This is a genomic window from Streptomyces sp. NPDC002851 (genome assembly GCF_053591935.1).
Genome location: NZ_JBSFUT010000064.1, coordinates 12,415 through 28,179, shown reverse-complemented (window position 1 = coordinate 28,179; position 15,765 = coordinate 12,415). Strand labels below are relative to the sequence as shown.

Sequence of the window (15,765 nt, the reverse complement as noted above, 5' to 3'; positions counted from 1 at the left end):
CCTGGGTTCGACCGCGACGCCTACCGGCAACGCAACACGGTCGAGCGGTGCATCAACCGGCTCAAGCAGTGGCGCGGGATCGCCACCCGCTTCGACAAGACCGCCACCATCTACCAGGCCGGACTCCACATCGCCGCCATCTTCCTCTGGGCCGCACCATGATCCGAGAGAAACGGCCTAGGGGCTCTACTTGGGCAGGGTCAGCTCGATCCAGGTGGTTTTTCCCCGCCCAGCGGGCGAACTGCCCCACGCCGTGGCCAGCGCGTCGACGATGAGCAAGCCGCGCCCGGACTCGGCCTCTGCATTCATGGCCTCGTCGCCAACGATCACACCGGGGACCGGAGGCTGCGCGCTGCTGTCCTGCACCTCCACGCGGATACCGTCCACATGGCGCCGCAATCGGATGTCGACGTCGCTCTGGGCGTGGATGAGCGCGTTGGTGACCACTTCGGAGAGCATGAGTTGCAGGTCGTCCAGAAGCGATTCGGCTTTCCAACGTCTGAGCAGGTCGTTCAGGTGGTGACGCACCGAGGCCACGGCATGGAGGTCGTATCGCTGTACGGACAACCGGGCGACGTCCTGCTGCCGGCCCGGTCGCAAGCCGTCGTATCTCATCAGCAACAGGGCCAGGTCGTCGTCCAGTGTTTTCTGGGACTGGCGATCGCTAATCAGATGGTCGGCTAGCATTTCCATGTTCTCCCGGCCGCTGCCGAGCAGCGTGGCTGCCAGCCCGGCCAGTGCGTCGTCGGGGCCAAGGACTCGTGTGTCGAGAAGGCCGTCGGTGAACAGGGCCGTGACACTGCCGGGTTCCAGAATGATCTCCCGCTGCTCGTAGTGGTGGCCGGTCCCCAGTCCCAGTGGAGGGCCGATGGGCACGTCGAGGGCCGTGAGCTTACCCGGAGCAGGACTGACCAGGGGCAATGGATGTCCGGCGGTGGCGACCTTGGCGACACCGGTAGCGGGGTCGAGCCATAGGCAGCAGCAGGTAGCGTACTGGGAGGCGCCGAGGATGCGCAGCAACCTGTCGACGCGCTCGAGGGTGGTCGCAGGCTCGTGACCTTCGGTGGCATAGGCCTGGACCGCGCTGCGGAGATGGCCCATCACGCCGGCTGCCTCGGCACTGTGGCCTTCGACGTCTCCGATGGCGAAGCCGATCCCGCCGTCGGGTAGCGGAACGACGTCGTACCAGTCACCGCCTACCGCTGCTCCCTCGGTGGCCGGGAGGTAACGGGATGTCACCACGGTCTCCGGCCTGAGGGGGAGCCTCGGTGGCAGCAGGCTTTGCTGCATGGTTCGGGCGAAGGCGTGCTCTGCCTCGTGAGCGTAGACGCGTTCCAAGGTCTGGCCGATCTGCCCCAGCATGAGGGCGGCCAAGGCAATTTCCTCATCCGTTGGGAAGCGGCGCCAATGCGCCGGGAACTCCAGGATGCAGCAGCCGATGGGCCGGCCGTTGGCGATGAGAGGCAGGTAGTCCCGCGGGCGCCGACCGGGGCCGACGGCGGTACGGAGGTCGTCTGTGCGGGCGGATGCGTTGCCCGGCAGATGCAGCCGTGCTTCGACGCGGGTGACAGTGTCGGTCTCCGGAGTTGAGCGCGACAATGGCGTACCGTCCAGGCTGCCGACCTCGTCACGGGAGAACCCGGTGGAGCCGACGACGCGCAGACGTCCGTCTTGGACGCGGCAGAGCATCAGCGCACTCGCCCCGAGTGGCGCCATGATCTGGGTTTGTGCGGCGGTGAGGACGTCACGTACCTGCACTGCGGCAGTCAGTTCCGTGGACAGACGCCTGAGTTGGTAGAGAAACGTGGTGCTGGTGACGCCCCTGTCGAGCTGGTCGGCGGGCGGCGTGGAGCCGGTCTCGTGCTGCCCCATCGGGGTCGGCGGAATGAACACAGGTATGGACGGGGCCTCCATCGACAGCCCTGTCTCGGCAAGGTGCTGCAATCGGTCCGCGAGTTCCCTGGCCACTTTCCGCAGGTGCAGCAGGTCGTCCGGGGCGACGGGGGCGGGTGCTTGGGTGCGCGACCAGCGCACGCTCAAGCAGCCAAAAGACCGCCCTCCCGCAACGAGCGGGATGGAGGCCACCGCCATCGGAAATGGGTTGTGCAAAAAGTGTGCCGGTACCTGGCGGGTCAGCTCCCGCAGCTCGGTGGCTTCAGCCACAACGAGATCACCGGTTTCGTACGCCCGGGCGGTCGGCAGCCGCATATCGGCAAGATCCAGCTCCGAGGGAATGGTGAAGCCGCACGGGGTGTCCACGGCCATGGCCACCCCCAAGGCCGGCCTACCTGCCACTGGCAGGTAGGCAGCGTAGGAGATAGCGGAAAGCCGACTTTTGAGGTCCAGTAGTGCCGAAGCAAGGGCCAAATCACGAGACGACCTGGGTCGCCCCGGTCGTCCGGAGGCTGGCACTGCCTCGATCCCGGTGCTCACGCCACCTCACACCTTTACGACTATCGGCGCGTATTGTGATGCATCCACGCCAGCCCGGTGCGGCACCACTTGATGTTGATGCCCCACTCATTATGCGCGCGTTGCGGCCACGCAGCGAACTGCCTGCCTGGACCGTTGAATGGACCGATGCGATTGCCGCCCCACGACGGTCTCACTGAAGGTAGGCGTGGACTGAGCCCCGGCCGAAGGAGTGGGCGATGGAGCCGCAATCCGTGCGACATGACTGCCGTCCTGCTCACGGTCGTCCCGGACGAGCCGCCGGAGTCGACCGGTCAAGCCGGACTGCAGACGGAGGTTGTGCCACCACCCCTGGTGCGTGCCGCCGAGTGGTCCGTGCCCGGTAGATCTTGTCAGTCCCGTAGATTCCCAGATCCAGCAGAAAATGCGTCGGCAAGCGAATCTGCGGCCGTGCGCGGTCCGTCTTGCGTGGCCTTTTCGGTACCGCGCCCTGATATTCCGGCCCTATGTCTTTCGAGCCGTGGCCGGACAGCCAAGGAGAAGTATCATGCCATTCTATATTGGTGAGCCATGCGTGGACGAGATGGACAAGTCCTGCACCGAGGAATGTCCAGTGGACTGCATTTACCAGGGCGACAGGAAGCTCTACATCAATCCTGCGGAGTGCATTGACTGCGGCGCGTGCGAGACGGTCTGCCCCGTGGAAGCCATCTCCTCCACACTGCGCGGAACTCCCAATGCTGAGTGGGTGGCGGACAATGCCACGTTCTTCGCCGAGCCCCTCCCGGGTCGTGACGAGGCCCTCGGTAACCCCGGAGGCTCGCGGCGCACCGGCGCCATCGGCATCGACACCCCTAAGGTCGCCGCACAGGGGAGCCGGGTATGAGGATCATCGATACACACACGCACATCGTCCCGTCGGGTATACAGGCGCCAGACAACGACGAGCGCTGGCCCACTCTGGTGGAGCGGGGCGAAGACAAGGCCGAAGTACTGATCGGCGGCCGCGTATTTCGCACGGTGACCCGAGCGGCCTACGACCTTGAGTATCGCGCCGCGCAATTGGCTCCGCATCATATGCAGGTGCTCTCTCCCATGCCGGAACTCTTCTCCTATTGGAGTGCGCCGGAGGCGGCGGCCGACTATTGCGCGTCGGTGAATGAGTGGATCGCCGCCGGGGTGAACAAATTCCCGCATGCCTTCCGCGGTTTCGGCATCGTTGCAATGCAGGATCCGGCTGTTGCCTGCGATCAGCTGGCGAAGATCGCGGCGCTCGGGCTGCCAGGAGTGGAGATCGGAAGCAACATCGCGGGCGTGGCGCTCCATGACGAGCGTTACGTCGACTTCTTCGACGAAGCAGCCCGGCTGGGGTTGGTGGTTTTCATCCACGCCTTCCATCCGCCGGGGATCGTCACCTTCTCCGATCCCATGGCGGGGAACGGTGTGACGTTTCCCAACGAGATCGGCCAGGCTCTCGGTGGCCTGATCGCCGAAGGTCATCTGGAACGCTTCAGCGATCTGAAACTTCTGGCCTCACATGGTGGCGGCTCGCTGGTCAGCCTCCTGCCCAGGCTGCGATTCATCGCGAAGAACTACGAACGTGCCCGTATCCTGATGCCGCACGACCCCGCCGATTACGCACGCAGGATTTTCTATGACCTGCTCGTTTTCTCCGCTCCCTTGCTGAACCTGCTGATCGACAGCGTCGGGGCCAGCCGGGTCGTCGTCGGATCCGACAAACCGTTCATGAACCATGATCCCGTGACGCTTCTTGACCATTTCTCCAGCTTGAGCTCTGTCACGATCGAATCCATTCGGTGGGGAAACGCCGCGCGCCTGCTCGGCCTTTGATCCATCCCTGACTTACCAGATCTCCACCGGTTCGAGCCCGACACCTATGGCCCGGCGCCGCGTACCTACATATGATCGGGCAACGCCGCTCAGCCGCCGAGGCCCATCTGCGGTGGCTGAGCGGGGCCGGGCAGGTCCAATACCTCTGCACGGCCCGAGAGGGAGTGACAGCCATGAGAGTCAGTGGCCAAGAAGAAGACCGGTCCGTCATCGGACGCGTCATGGCCATCTTGGACGAGGTGGCAGCGGAGCCCGGCGAGGTGGGACTCAGCGAACTATCCCGGCGGACCGGCCTCAAGAAAGCCACCGTGCACCGACTGGCCACCGAGCTCGTCGAGCGCAGGCTGCTCGACCGCGGCGCCTACGGCTACCGCCTGGGATTTCGTACCTTCGAACTCGGGCACAGCGTGCAGGTTTCCCGGCTCCTGCGCAACCTGGCACTGCCGTACATGGAAGATCTATACGAGATCAGTCACGAGATCGTTCAAATGGCAGTGCTGGATGGAACCGAAATCGTGTATCTGGAGAAACTCACAGGGCACCGCAGCTATAAAGCCCCCTCGGGCGTCGGCGAACGCTTTCCTGCTCACTGCAGCGGGCTCGGGAAAGCCATCGTCGCCTTCAGCTGCGACGCCATCGTCGAGCGCGTCCTGGCCGCAGGACTGCCTCAACGCACCCCGCGCACCATCACCGACCCCCGCGTGTTCCGCAAGGAGCTCCAGCAGATCCGCGACTGCGGCGTCGCCTATGACCGAGAGGAAGGCCATCCGGAGGTCTCTTGCGTCGCCGCGCCGGTACTCAACCCGGAAGGGCTGCCCATCGTCGCCCTGTCGATCACCGGCGCCTCGTACCGTATGGGACTGCCACGGCTTGCGACCGCCGTACGCGCCACCACCCTCGCCCTAGCCCGTGTCATCAACACGCACGCCACTCTCCAGGCGCTGCCACGCCGACACCAGCGGCGGGCGGAGGAATGGCGGAAGCCCGGCACTGCGACCGAGTGAGCCGGGCAGCCCGGTCCGGCCAGGACCTCTGCCGGCAAACGGAGGCCCTGCCCGGACCGGCGGCGGCCGGCGCATAGGCGTGGAGATCAGCCCGTAGTTTCTGCGCGCGTCGCGTTGCGCGTGTGGGCCGGACGCCGGACACCAACCCTGCATCCGGGCTGGAACTCCGCTTCGACCGCATCACCGGGAGCCAGTTCCACAGCCGAGGTCAGCCCACCGGTGATCACCAGCATGCCCGCCTCCACCCCGGCGCCTTCCTCGTGGAGTTGGTGCACGAGCCATACGAGAGAGTCGATCGGATTGCCAGAGGCGGCTGCGGCCGCTGAACTCGCCACTGCCGCGCCATTGCGGTACAGGACGACGCCGGTGTGCACCAGACCGTGCGGCAGGACCGGCAGAAGCGGGCCGACGACGACTTGTGCCGCCGACGATCCGTCCGCCGTGTTGTCCTCGGCTGTGAACCGGTAATCGGCCCAGACGGAGTCGACCACCTCTAGGCAGGCTGCCCCATACTTCACCGCTCTCAGTGCCTCATGGCGGGTGACCCGGCCGGCCAGCGGCCGGCTGAGCACGAGCCCGACCTCCGGCTCGACTCGGGGCTGCAGCAGGGCGGGGTCTGTCGTGTTGTCGTTGGGCAGCAGCATCCGGTCCGTGAGCAGACCGTAGTTGGGGGCGGTGACGCCCATCTGTTCCCGCATCGGCTTGGAGGTGTATCCGAGCTTGAAGCCGGCGGGCCGGTCGCCTGCTCGCAGCCGGCTCTGGTTCACCTGGTGCTGGATCCGATAGGCATCGTGCAGATCGAGTGGTTCCTTGTCGGACAAGGGATCCAGCAGTGTGCGTCGGCGGCGGGCCGCCAAGAGCCACGACGCCCATTCCGCGGCCCAGCCCTCGTCGCGAGCTCTCCGGACTGCCGGGAGAACGTCCGCCGAGGGTGTCGTATGTCCTGCGGAAGCCATGGCGTTCACTGTCTCTCCTTCACTTGCCCTTCGCCCCGCTGGGGACGGCACGTCCAGCCTGCTCACCGGCCTTGGCAACCGGAAGACGTGTGGTCCGGGCAGTGAACCGATGACCTTGTTCTGTCTAAAGCCGGCGCCGAGGGTGTGGAGCGCGCGGCACCGAAGCCACGTGCGCGACGCACATCGTCCGGGCAACGGCCTCCGACGTCGCGCGCCCCCTGAACGCCCGAGGGAACGAAGTTGGGGATCCTCTCGCCGTCCACGGCAACCGGCCCCCATGCCTGTGCCCTCAGCGCGATCACCGCACCCCAACCCCGGCCGGCGGCACGGGACGCTGTCGGCGGCCACGCGGGCGCACCGCCGCGCCCGCCGTTCTCAGGAGAAGAGCCCTGTGGTGAACAAAACGGAGTCGCTTTACCTGGGCGGTCGCTGGGCATCGCCCCTGAGCGCCGAGCATCAACCGCAGCGGATCACGTTGCTCTCGGCCAGCACCGAGGAGGTCCTGGGTACGGTCGCGGCGGCCGGGCCGGCGGATGCGGACGCCGCCGTCGCGGCGGCACGCGCCGCTTTCGACGCGCCCGACGGGTGGGCTCACTGGGAGCCCCAGCGGCGCGCCGCTGCCCTTGATCGGCTGGCCGACGGGCTGCATCGCCGTGGCGAGGCCATCTCCCGAGCCGTCTCCTCCCAGAACGGGATGCCAATCGTCGCCTCGCGTCAGCTCGAGTCGGGGCTGACCGGGTCAATCGTGCGGTACTACGCCGAACTGGCGCGCACCGCACCGTTCGAGGAGAGCCGCCCGCACGTGGTCGCCGGTACCACCACGGTACGTATGGAACCGATCGGCGTGGTCGCGGCGATACCGCCGTCGAACTTCCCGCAGAGCCTTGCCGCGACCAAGTACGCGCCGGCGCTGGCCGCAGGCTGCACCGTGATCCTCAAGCCCTCACCCAGCACCATCCTCGACGCTTACCTCCTGATGGACGCTGCCGCGGAAGCCGGTCTGCCGCCCGGCGTACTCAACCTGCTCCCTGCCCTGGCGGACACCACCGCATACCTCGTGGGGCACCCGGGCGTCGACAAAGTGGCCTTCACCGGTTCCACCGCTGTGGGGCGGCGCCTCGCCGAGATCTGTGCGCCGCGGCTGCGTCCGCTCACGCTCGAACTGGGCGGGAAGTCAGCCGCGATCATCCTCGATGACGCCGACCTGGACCTGTCCGTCATGGGCGAACGGCTGTTCCAGGACACGCTGTTGAACAACGGCCAGACCTGCTTCCTCAGCACCCGCATTCTGGCCCCACGTTCGCGGTACGCGGAGGTGGTCGACGCCTTCGCCGGGCTCGCTTCCTCGCTGCGCATCGGGGACGCGCTCGATGAGGACACCCAGGTGGGTCCCGTGGTCAGCCAGGCCCAGCGTGATCGCGTGGAAAGCTCCATGCGGCAGGCACAGGCCGACGGTGCTCGCCTTGTCGTGGGCGGCGGCCGCCCGTCCGGGCTCGGCAAGGGCTGGTTCGTCGAACCGACAGTCTTCGCCGATGTCGACAACCACAGCCCTGTGGCCCAGGAGGAGATCTTCGGGCCGGTGCTGTGCGTCATTCCGTACGACGACGAGGACGAGGCCGTCCACCTGGCCAACGACTCCGAATACGGCCTGGCGGGCACCGTCTGGAGTTCCACCCCCGAGCGTGCGCACGCTGTCGCCCGCCGCATGCGCACGGGTTCTGTGGGGATAAACGGCTACCTCCCGGACCCGGGAGCGCCGTTCGGCGGCGTGAAGCACAGCGGTATCGGCCGCGAACTGGGACCGCAGGCCTTGGCCCAGTACCAGCAGACGAAGTCCATCTTCCACTGACAGCAAGGAAGTTGGGTCTGCGGAGCTCTGCCTCTCCCTCAGGCGCTCCGCAGCCCGCTCCAGCCTGGCCAGGCACATCAAAGCGGCCACGTGCCATGCGGCCGGCGCTGTGGAAAGCGGGCCGCACGGCCCGTGCTCTGGCCGCGTGACCCGTGCTCCGTCCGCACGAGGCACGGCACAGGAGCTGGCCTGGCGAGAACAGCGGCCCGGCGGCAATGGCCCACCGAGTGAACCGATCTTGTTGTCCCGGTCGACACCTGCTCGGAACTCTGACGTAACCACCAACGAAGCAAGGAGTGAGCGATGGCTGACCCATCCAACCGGGACCACGAAGTGGATCTCGTGATTGTTGGCGCAGGCCCCGCTGGACTGTTCGCGGCCTACTACGGAGGATTCCGCGGACTGCGCGTGGCCGTGATCGACTCGCTCCCGCAGCCGGGCGGGCAGGTCATGGCGATGTATCCGGAGAAGCCCATCTACGACATCGCCGGATTCCCCTCGGTGCGCGGCCGGGACCTCATCGACGGTCTGGTGCGCCAGGCCGCGCCGTTCGACCCGCTGTACCTGCTCGGGCAGCAGGCAACCGAACTGCACCGGAAGGACGACGGAGTTCTGACGCTTGCCACCTCGGCGGGCGAGCGCCTCACCTGCCGCGCCGTGATTCTCACCGCAGGAGTGGGCACGTTCACCCCGCGCGAACTGCCGGCCTGCACCCCGTACGCAGGCCGCGGCCTGCTGTACTTCGTGCCGCGGCCACAGGACTTGGCCGACCAGGACGTCGTCATCGTCGGGGGTGGCGACAGCGCCGTGGACTGGGCCCTGGTGCTCGAGGGGGTGGCCAGGTCGGTCACCCTGGTCCACCGGCGCGGCCGCTTCCGCGCCCACGAGCACAGCGTGGCCCGGATGATGGCATCCCCTTCCATCGAGGTACTGGTGGATCACGAGATCGTGGAGGCCGGTGGCAGCCACACGCTGGAGAGCGTGCGCGTCTCCGACAAGCAGGGCAACGAACGCCAGTTGAAATGTCAGACCCTGGTCGCTGCCCTCGGTTTCATCGCCGACCTGGGCCCCCTCGCTGAGTGGGGCATTGCGCTGCGGGACCGCCACATCCTGGCCGACACCACCATGGCGACCAGCCTCCCCGGAGTCTTCGCCGCAGGTGACGTGACCGAGTATCCGGGCAAGGTACGGCTGATCGCCGTCGGCTTCGGTGAAGCAGCCACCGCCGTGAACAACGCCATGACGCTGATCAATCCCGCGGCCTCGCTCTTCCCGGGGCATTCCACCGACCAGCCCTGTTAGCCCGGGCTGTTCCGACACATGGCAGCACCCGGGTGTCTGACACGCCGCTTGCGGCACTGGCACCTGGCGGTACCGCCTTCACCGTCCTCTGACCCCCTGAAAACCGAGCGGGCAGCCTGACTGATCCTCGCTGAGGACCGGTGACACGAAAGTTGCACGGGCCACGGATTCCCGCATGACTCCGGCCGGCCCGCCAGGTGTGCCCGCTCTGCCTGTCCCGCCGCACCCGTTCTGTCTGTCCGCCGCACCCGTTCTGCCAGTCCGGAGGAGACCAACACGATGTCTGACACTGCCAATTCCGACGGCGCAGCCATCCTGCCCGACACTGTCTCAGCGACCACCTTGGCGGGGAAGCGCCCCATGAGCAGGGTGGCCCTGGCAAGCCTGATCGGCACCACCATCGAGTACTACGACTTCGCAGTCTACGGAACGGCGGCTGCGCTGGTCCTCGGGCCGCTGTTCTTCCCCGCCGGCAGTGCCACCGCCTCCACTCTTGCGGCATTCCTCACCTTCGCGGCCGCGTTCCTGGCACGCCCACTGGGCGTCATACTCTTCGGCACCCTGGGCGACCGGGCAGGGCGCAAGCCCGCGCTGGTGGCGGCGCTGCTGCTGATGGGCACGGCAACTGTGGCGGTCGGGCTGCTGCCCACCTACGCGTCCGTCGGCGTGACGGCGCCCGTACTGCTCGTGGTGTGCCGCATCCTCCAGGGGGTCAGCCTCGGCGGGGAATGGGGCGGTGCTGTGCTGCTCGCGGCCGAGCACGCCCCACCGAGCAAGCGGGCCTTCTTCGCCTCGATCCCGCAGATGGGGCCGCTGTTGGGGTTCCTGCTCTCCAGTGCCGTGCTGATCCCTCTGATCGACATCGTCGGCATGGAGCAGTTTCAGGCATGGGCTTGGCGGATCCCGTTCCTGATCAGCGCGGTGCTGGTGATCGTGGGTCTGTGGGTGCGTGGCCGGGTCGAGGAGTCGCCGCAGTTCGCCGCCGCAGAGCGAACCGCTCCCACCGCCCGGTTCCCGCTGGGCGTGCTGCTGCGCCGGTACCCGAAACGGCTACTGCTCGCCATCGGCTCCGCGGTCGGCGGCTCTGCGATGTACTACCTCGCCATCGTTTACACGCTGTCCTATGCCCCCACCACGCTGGGCATCCCACAGCGGTCGATCCTGGCCGCGGTCAGTGCGGGCGCCGTCGCCGCTGCACTGGCCATGGTGCCGTTCGCGCGCTGGGCGGACCGAGTGGGTCGGCGGCCCGTCATGCTCTGCGGGACGATCGGGGCCGGGGCCTGGGCTTTGCCCATGTTCGGCTCGTTGAGCACCCGTAACATCTGGCTGATCACCGGGGCGTTCGTCATCGGGCAGGTACTGCAGATCATGATGTTCTCGCCGATGGCGGCTTTCATGGCCGAGCTTTTCCCGGCGAGGCTGCGCTACACGGGTGCGTCCGCCGCCTTCATTCTCGCGAACACCCTCGGGGGCGGCTTCGCGCCGCTGGTGGCCTCCTGGCTGACCACCGTATGGGAGTCCCCGCTGGTCCTGGGCGTGTATGTGAGCGCCCTGTGTCTGATCAGCCTGGGCTGCGTGGTGCTGCTACCGGAGACCCGTGAGGAGGAGTTCGGCGTGCGCACGGCCTGAGCGCGCGTGGCGGTCATCCCGTCCGAGGGCGGTCTGCGACCGGACAGCGCAACTGAGGGCTCGTCCTGATTGCATGGCCCGGCCTTGGGCCTGCCGCCGGTTCGGCCCGTGGAGCCAAGGCCGGGCCGCAGTGCCACGCCGCATGTATCCGGCACTGGTCCGCTCTTTTCGGCACCGGTCCACCCGGCGGACCGACTTCATTGTTCCTGTTCACAGCCCTGGAGAGACTCCGAGCATGCATAAGAACCAGCTACAGGAAGCCGCGCGTCGGCTCACCGCGGCCGAGCGAGACCGTGAGCCCATCAAGCCGCTCACCCAGGCTTACCACGGTCTCGACATCCCGGGTGCCTACGAGGTGCAGCGCGCGGTCATCGCCGAGCGCGTTGTCGGCGGCGCTCGGGTACGTGGTCACAAGGTCGGTCTGACCGCCAGCGTCATGCGCGAGCAGTTCGGGGTCTCCGAACCCGACTACGGAGTCCTGCTTGACGACATGTTCGTCCTCGAGGGCACCGAGATCGCCGCGGGCAGCCTGCTCGCGCCTCGCGTGGAGCCCGAACTCGCCTTCGTGCTCGATCGGCCGCTAAGCGGGCCGGGCGTGACCGTGGCCGACGTGCTGCGGGCCACCGCGTTCGTCACACCCAGCCTGGAAATCATCGACTCCCGGATCCAGGACTGGGAGATCACGGTGTCCGACTCCATCGCGGACAACGCCTCCTCGGCCCGTGTCGTCCTTGGCGGAACGGCCACCGATGTGCGCGACATCGATCCACGGCTGCTGGGCGTAGTGCTGCGCCGCAACGGCGAGATCGCCGAAACCGGCGCCACCGGCGCCGCGTTGGGTAACCCCGTCTCGGCAGTTGCCTGGCTGGCCAACAAGCTCGGAGAGTTCGGAGTCACCCTCGAGGAAGGGGCCGTCGTGCTCCCCGGTAGCTGTACCCGGGCCCTGCCCGTCTCTCCCGGAGACCACGTACGTGCGGACTTCGGACAGGTCGGTTCAGTTGGAGTGGTGTTCGCATGAGTAAGTCGCACGACAAGACGACCACCGTGGACGTACGCGGCCTGGCCGCCCGCCTGATCGAGGCCGAGGATGAGCGCACGGAAATCCTGCCGCTGAGCCAGGACGTGGAACTGAGCGTCGAAGACGCCTACCGCGTGCAGGACGAGGTACTGCGTATCAAGGAGGAGCGGGGCGAGCCGGTTATCGGTGGCAAACTCGGCCTGACCTCGCGCGCCAAGCAGATCAACATGGGCGTGGACAACCCCCTGTACGCGTTCGTCACCTCGGCCATGCTCCATGACGGCGCCACCGCGGTGGACCTGTCCACACTGATGCACCCCCGGGTCGAGCCGGAGATCGTCTTCGTGCTCAAGGATGAGCTGGCCGGGCCGGGCATCACTGCCGGCGACGTCCTCGACGCCACCGCGTCGGTCTGCGCCGGCCTGGAGATCATCGACAGCCGCTACCAGGGGTTCAAGTTCACCCTCCAGGACGCGGTCAGCGACAACGCCTCCTCCGCCCTGTTCGTGCTCGGCTCCGAGTTCGTGGAACCGCCCAAGGACCTGTCCCTCCTTGGCTGCGTGCTGGAGGTCAACGGCAAGCAGGTGGACGCCGCAGCCGGCGCCGCAGTCTGCGGTGACCCTGCGCAGGCCGTGGCATGGATGGCCAACGCCGCCGGTCGGCGTGGAGCCTCGCTCAAGCCCGGCTGGCTCGTGCTGTCGGGAGGCCTGACCGCCGCGGTGCCGCTGCGGTCCGGCGACTGCGTCAGCGCGGACTTCAGCCACCTGGGCAGCGTCAGCGTGCGCGCCCGGTGACCGTGACCTTCTGAAAGGACTGAATCAATGCCATTCATCCAGATCACCATGGCCAGGGGCCGCAGCGAAGACCAGAAGCGGGAGCTGCTGCGCGAGGTGTCCGCGGCCGCCGCGCGTGCGACTGGCACCCCGGAGGCGGCGGTACGGGTGTGGGTCGTGGAGGTCGAGGCGACCGCAGTCATGGCCGGGGGCACGATCCTGGCCGACAAGCAGGCCGCCGCGGCCGCCGACCCGGCCGCGTCATGAGCACGTTCGTCCTCGTGCACGGAGCCTGGCACGGGGCATGGTGCTGGGACCGCGTCCTACCCGAGCTTCGGGCACGAGGTCACCGTGCCGTCGCGGTGGAACTGCCGTCGGACGACCTGGCCGCCGACAGTGAGACCTATCTGCGGGCCATCGACAGCTGCGTCGACGACCCACGCTCAACCGTCCTGGTCGCGCACTCGATGGCCGGCTTGATCGCCCCCGTCTACGCCGAGCGGCGGCCGGTCCGCGAACTGGTGCTGCTGTCCTGCCTGTTGCCGCTCGTGGGTGCCAGCTGGCGCGACCAGCTGGCCGCCTCCCGGCCGATGAGCGACGACTTCTACAGCGAGTTCCTGCCCCATCAGCTCAAGGACGACGAGGGCCGCAGCCTCTGGCCACCGGATCTCGCCGCGGACCTCTTCTACCACGATTGCACACCAGGCGACGCAGCCGACGCTGCCTCCCGGCTGCGGCCACAGGCCGCCACCGTCCTGAGTGAAAAGACCCCCTGGACCGGGGAAGTCCCCTCGCCGACGCGGTACATCGTGTGCGAGGAGGACAGGGCGGTCTCCGGCGACTGGGGCCGCCTGGCGGCCATCGACCGCTTCGGCGCGCGCATCAACCGCCTGCACACGTCCCATTCCCCCTTCTGGTCTCGACCCGCCGACCTTGCCGTACTTCTGGCGACCGATCAGTCGAGCGGCGAACCCCGGCTCCCGACGGAGGAGTTGACAAGATGATCCCCAACGGCCTTACGTCTCCGGTGATCGGACGCACCGCTCTGGCCGACACCGCCAGGGTGCGCGACCACGTCACCATCGGCGCCGTAGCGCAGTTCCTCTTCGACGAGGCCGCGTTGCTGGACGAGTGGCGCCTCGAGGAATGGCTGTCCCTGTTCCACCCGGACGCCATCTACCTGATCCCTACCCCGGAAGATCTCAGCGACGATCCGGCGACCACCCTGCACCTGGTGCACGACACCATGAACACCCTTGCCGGCCGCGTCGAACGGCTCAAGAGCAAGCACGCCCACGCCGAGAGCCCCCGCTCCCGCACCCGACGCCACATCACCAATGTTCGCGTCTGGCAGACCCCGGACGGGCTCGAGGTGCGCAGTGTCTTCCAGGTCACCCGCGTTCGCGGCGGAGTCGTCGACCGCTACGTCGGTGTGTACGAGCATCTGCTCGTGCCCACGGCCGAGGGTGATTGGCCCTGGCTGATCACACGCCGCCGGGTGGCCCTCGACCACAGCATCGAATCAGCGGGTGGTCAGCTCAGTGTGCTGCTCTGACCTGCCCAGTCCTCGCCAAGGGAGGCGTCGACCATGACCAAGATCCACGATTTTGATCCACACACCACGTCCGCGAAGGAGTGGGTGGTCGAAGACGTCGCAGCCGGTACCTTCCGCATCGACCGGACAACATTGGTCGACGAGGCCGTCCACGAGCGGGAGATGGCATCCATATTCGCCCGGTGCTGGCTCTACGTCGGCCACGAGTCGGAGATTGCGAAGCCCGGCGACTTCAAGGCCCGCGACGTCGGCAACCGGCCGTTGATCTTTTGGCACGGGCACGACGGCGTCCGGCGCGTGCTGTACAACACCTGCCGCCACCGGGGCGCCTTGGTGTGCCGGGTACCCGAGGGCAACGCGCGCGGCATGAGCTGCTTCTACCACGCTTGGACATACAACAGCACGGGGGCGCTCAACGGCGTGCCCGGTGACGAGGGTTACGGCGAGCACTTCGACCGGGCTGCCATGGGGCTGCTCTCGGCGCCCAAGGTCGACAGCTACCGCGGGTTCTACTTCGCCTGCTTCGACCCCGACGCGGCCGACCTCAAGACATACCTGGCCGGTGCCGCCGACTACATCGACCTCGTCGCCGATCAGGCGGACGAACTGGAGGTCGTGCCCGGTGCTCACGAGTACTCCATGGACGCCAACTGGAAGCTGTTCGTGGAGAACAGTCTGGACGGTTACCACCTGCTGCCGTTGCACAAGACGTACTTCACCTACCTGGAGGAGCGCGAGGGCAAGACTCTCGACCGTAACGACACCACCGAGGCCCTTGACCTGGGCAACGGCCACGCCATCATCTGCGTACACGGCCCCTGGGCCCGCCCGGTTGCCCGCTGGGCCCCCGCACTCGGCGAGCACAACCGCCCGCAGATCGAGGCGAAGTACCAGGAGCTGGTGGACCGTTACGGTCCTGAGCGGGCACAGATGATCGGACTCACCGACCGCAACCTGCTGGTGTTCCCGAACCTGATCATCAACGACATCATGGGGGTCGTGATCCGCACGATCACACCCACATCGGCGGGGCACACCAAGATCTATCAGTGGTCCCTGGCGACCGCCGGCGAGGACCCGGACCTGCGCGCGCGGCGTCTGGACAGCTACATCACCTTCCAAGGCCCCGCAGGCCTGGCCACCCCCGACGACCTCGAAGCCTGTGAGGCATGCCAGGCCGGACTGCGCACCGCCCCCGACGTGACCTGGTCGGACATCTCTCGCGGCATGCACCGCGAGCACTCCGGACAGCCAAGCGTGGCCAGTGACGAACTGCAGATGCGCGCGTTCTGGCGCCGCTGGCAGTCACTGCTGGACTGACGCCCGCGCCCCGCACCCCCCACACGAAGCCGGGCCGTCCACGGGTGCACCGGCGCTCCCGCGTCTGCGGGACCCCTCCCTCCCCGCACGCCCGCC

13 protein-coding genes and 2 pseudogenes are annotated in these 15,765 nt (G+C 67.5%); 13 read left to right on the top strand and 2 right to left on the bottom strand.

Going from position 1 to position 15,765, the window contains the following annotated elements:
- A pseudogene (locus ACWD10_RS37120) lies at positions 1 to 162 on the top strand (IS5/IS1182 family transposase); the annotation flags it as partial.
- A gap of 24 nt (positions 163 to 186) precedes the next feature.
- Here the strand turns inward: ACWD10_RS37120 and ACWD10_RS37115 are convergent.
- Entirely contained in the window at positions 187 to 2,265 is a 2,079-nt protein-coding gene (locus ACWD10_RS37115) for an ATP-binding SpoIIE family protein phosphatase (protein ID WP_451098130.1), read from the bottom strand.
- 694 nt (positions 2,266 to 2,959) lie between these two features.
- Between ACWD10_RS37115 and ACWD10_RS37110 the strand changes: the two genes are divergently transcribed.
- From ACWD10_RS37110 to ACWD10_RS37100, 3 genes are all read left to right on the top strand, one after another.
- Positions 2,960 to 3,298: an indolepyruvate ferredoxin oxidoreductase subunit alpha gene (locus ACWD10_RS37110; protein ID WP_451098129.1), complete on the top strand. Its 339-nt coding sequence runs from the start codon at positions 2,960 to 2,962 to the stop codon at positions 3,296 to 3,298.
- Positions 3,295 to 4,263, top strand: a complete 969-nt coding sequence (locus ACWD10_RS37105; protein WP_451098128.1) for an amidohydrolase family protein — start codon at positions 3,295 to 3,297, stop codon at positions 4,261 to 4,263. Before ACWD10_RS37110 ends, ACWD10_RS37105 begins: the two co-directional genes overlap by 4 nt.
- 71 nt (positions 4,264 to 4,334) lie before the next feature.
- Positions 4,335 to 5,267 carry an IclR family transcriptional regulator gene (locus tag ACWD10_RS37100; protein ID WP_451098127.1) on the top strand — a complete coding sequence of 311 codons (933 nt, stop codon included), beginning with the start codon at positions 4,335 to 4,337 and terminating at the stop codon, positions 5,265 to 5,267.
- Between the two features lie 86 nt (positions 5,268 to 5,353).
- On the opposite strand, the gene ACWD10_RS37095 is transcribed toward ACWD10_RS37100, so the two are convergent.
- Positions 5,354 to 6,088, bottom strand: coding sequence for a 2-keto-4-pentenoate hydratase (locus ACWD10_RS37095; RefSeq protein WP_451098126.1), 735 nt, complete (start codon positions 6,086 to 6,088; stop codon positions 5,354 to 5,356).
- 526 nt (positions 6,089 to 6,614) lie between these two features.
- On the opposite strand from ACWD10_RS37095, the gene ACWD10_RS37090 reads away from it, so the two are divergent.
- The 9 genes and pseudogenes from ACWD10_RS37090 to ACWD10_RS37050 all read left to right on the top strand — a co-directional run bounded on the left by ACWD10_RS37090 (position 6,615) and on the right by ACWD10_RS37050 (position 15,669).
- Positions 6,615 to 8,072, top strand: a complete 1,458-nt coding sequence (locus tag ACWD10_RS37090; protein WP_451098125.1) for an aldehyde dehydrogenase — start codon at positions 6,615 to 6,617, stop codon at positions 8,070 to 8,072.
- Between the two features lie 303 nt (positions 8,073 to 8,375).
- Positions 8,376 to 9,374 (top strand): NAD(P)/FAD-dependent oxidoreductase, encoded by a 999-nt coding sequence (locus ACWD10_RS37085; protein WP_451098124.1) that lies wholly within the window; start codon positions 8,376 to 8,378, stop codon positions 9,372 to 9,374.
- A 360-nt stretch (positions 9,375 to 9,734) separates the two neighbouring features.
- Positions 9,735 to 11,003 carry an MFS transporter gene (locus ACWD10_RS37080; RefSeq protein ID WP_451098123.1) on the top strand — a complete coding sequence of 423 codons (1,269 nt, stop codon included), beginning with the start codon at positions 9,735 to 9,737 and terminating at the stop codon, positions 11,001 to 11,003.
- A 235-nt stretch (positions 11,004 to 11,238) separates the two neighbouring features.
- Positions 11,239 to 12,021 carry a 2-keto-4-pentenoate hydratase gene (locus tag ACWD10_RS37075; protein WP_451098122.1) on the top strand — a complete coding sequence of 261 codons (783 nt, stop codon included), beginning with the start codon at positions 11,239 to 11,241 and terminating at the stop codon, positions 12,019 to 12,021.
- Complete coding sequence (locus ACWD10_RS37070) at positions 12,018 to 12,815, top strand: 2-keto-4-pentenoate hydratase (protein ID WP_451098121.1); 798 nt, start codon at positions 12,018 to 12,020, stop codon at positions 12,813 to 12,815. Before ACWD10_RS37075 ends, ACWD10_RS37070 begins: the two co-directional genes overlap by 4 nt.
- 24 nt (positions 12,816 to 12,839) lie before the next feature.
- Positions 12,840 to 13,061, top strand: a pseudogene (locus ACWD10_RS37065) (tautomerase family protein); the annotation flags it as partial.
- Positions 13,058 to 13,798 carry an alpha/beta fold hydrolase gene (locus ACWD10_RS37060; RefSeq protein WP_451098120.1) on the top strand — a complete coding sequence of 247 codons (741 nt, stop codon included), beginning with the start codon at positions 13,058 to 13,060 and terminating at the stop codon, positions 13,796 to 13,798. The pseudogene ACWD10_RS37065 and the gene ACWD10_RS37060, both read left to right, overlap by 4 nt.
- Positions 13,795 to 14,349, top strand: a complete 555-nt coding sequence (locus ACWD10_RS37055) for an aromatic-ring-hydroxylating dioxygenase subunit beta (RefSeq protein WP_451098119.1) — start codon at positions 13,795 to 13,797, stop codon at positions 14,347 to 14,349. Before ACWD10_RS37060 ends, ACWD10_RS37055 begins: the two co-directional genes overlap by 4 nt.
- A 33-nt stretch (positions 14,350 to 14,382) precedes the next feature.
- Entirely contained in the window at positions 14,383 to 15,669 is a 1,287-nt protein-coding gene (locus ACWD10_RS37050; protein ID WP_451098118.1) for an aromatic ring-hydroxylating oxygenase subunit alpha, read from the top strand.
- Positions 15,670 to 15,765 lie beyond the last annotated feature (96 nt).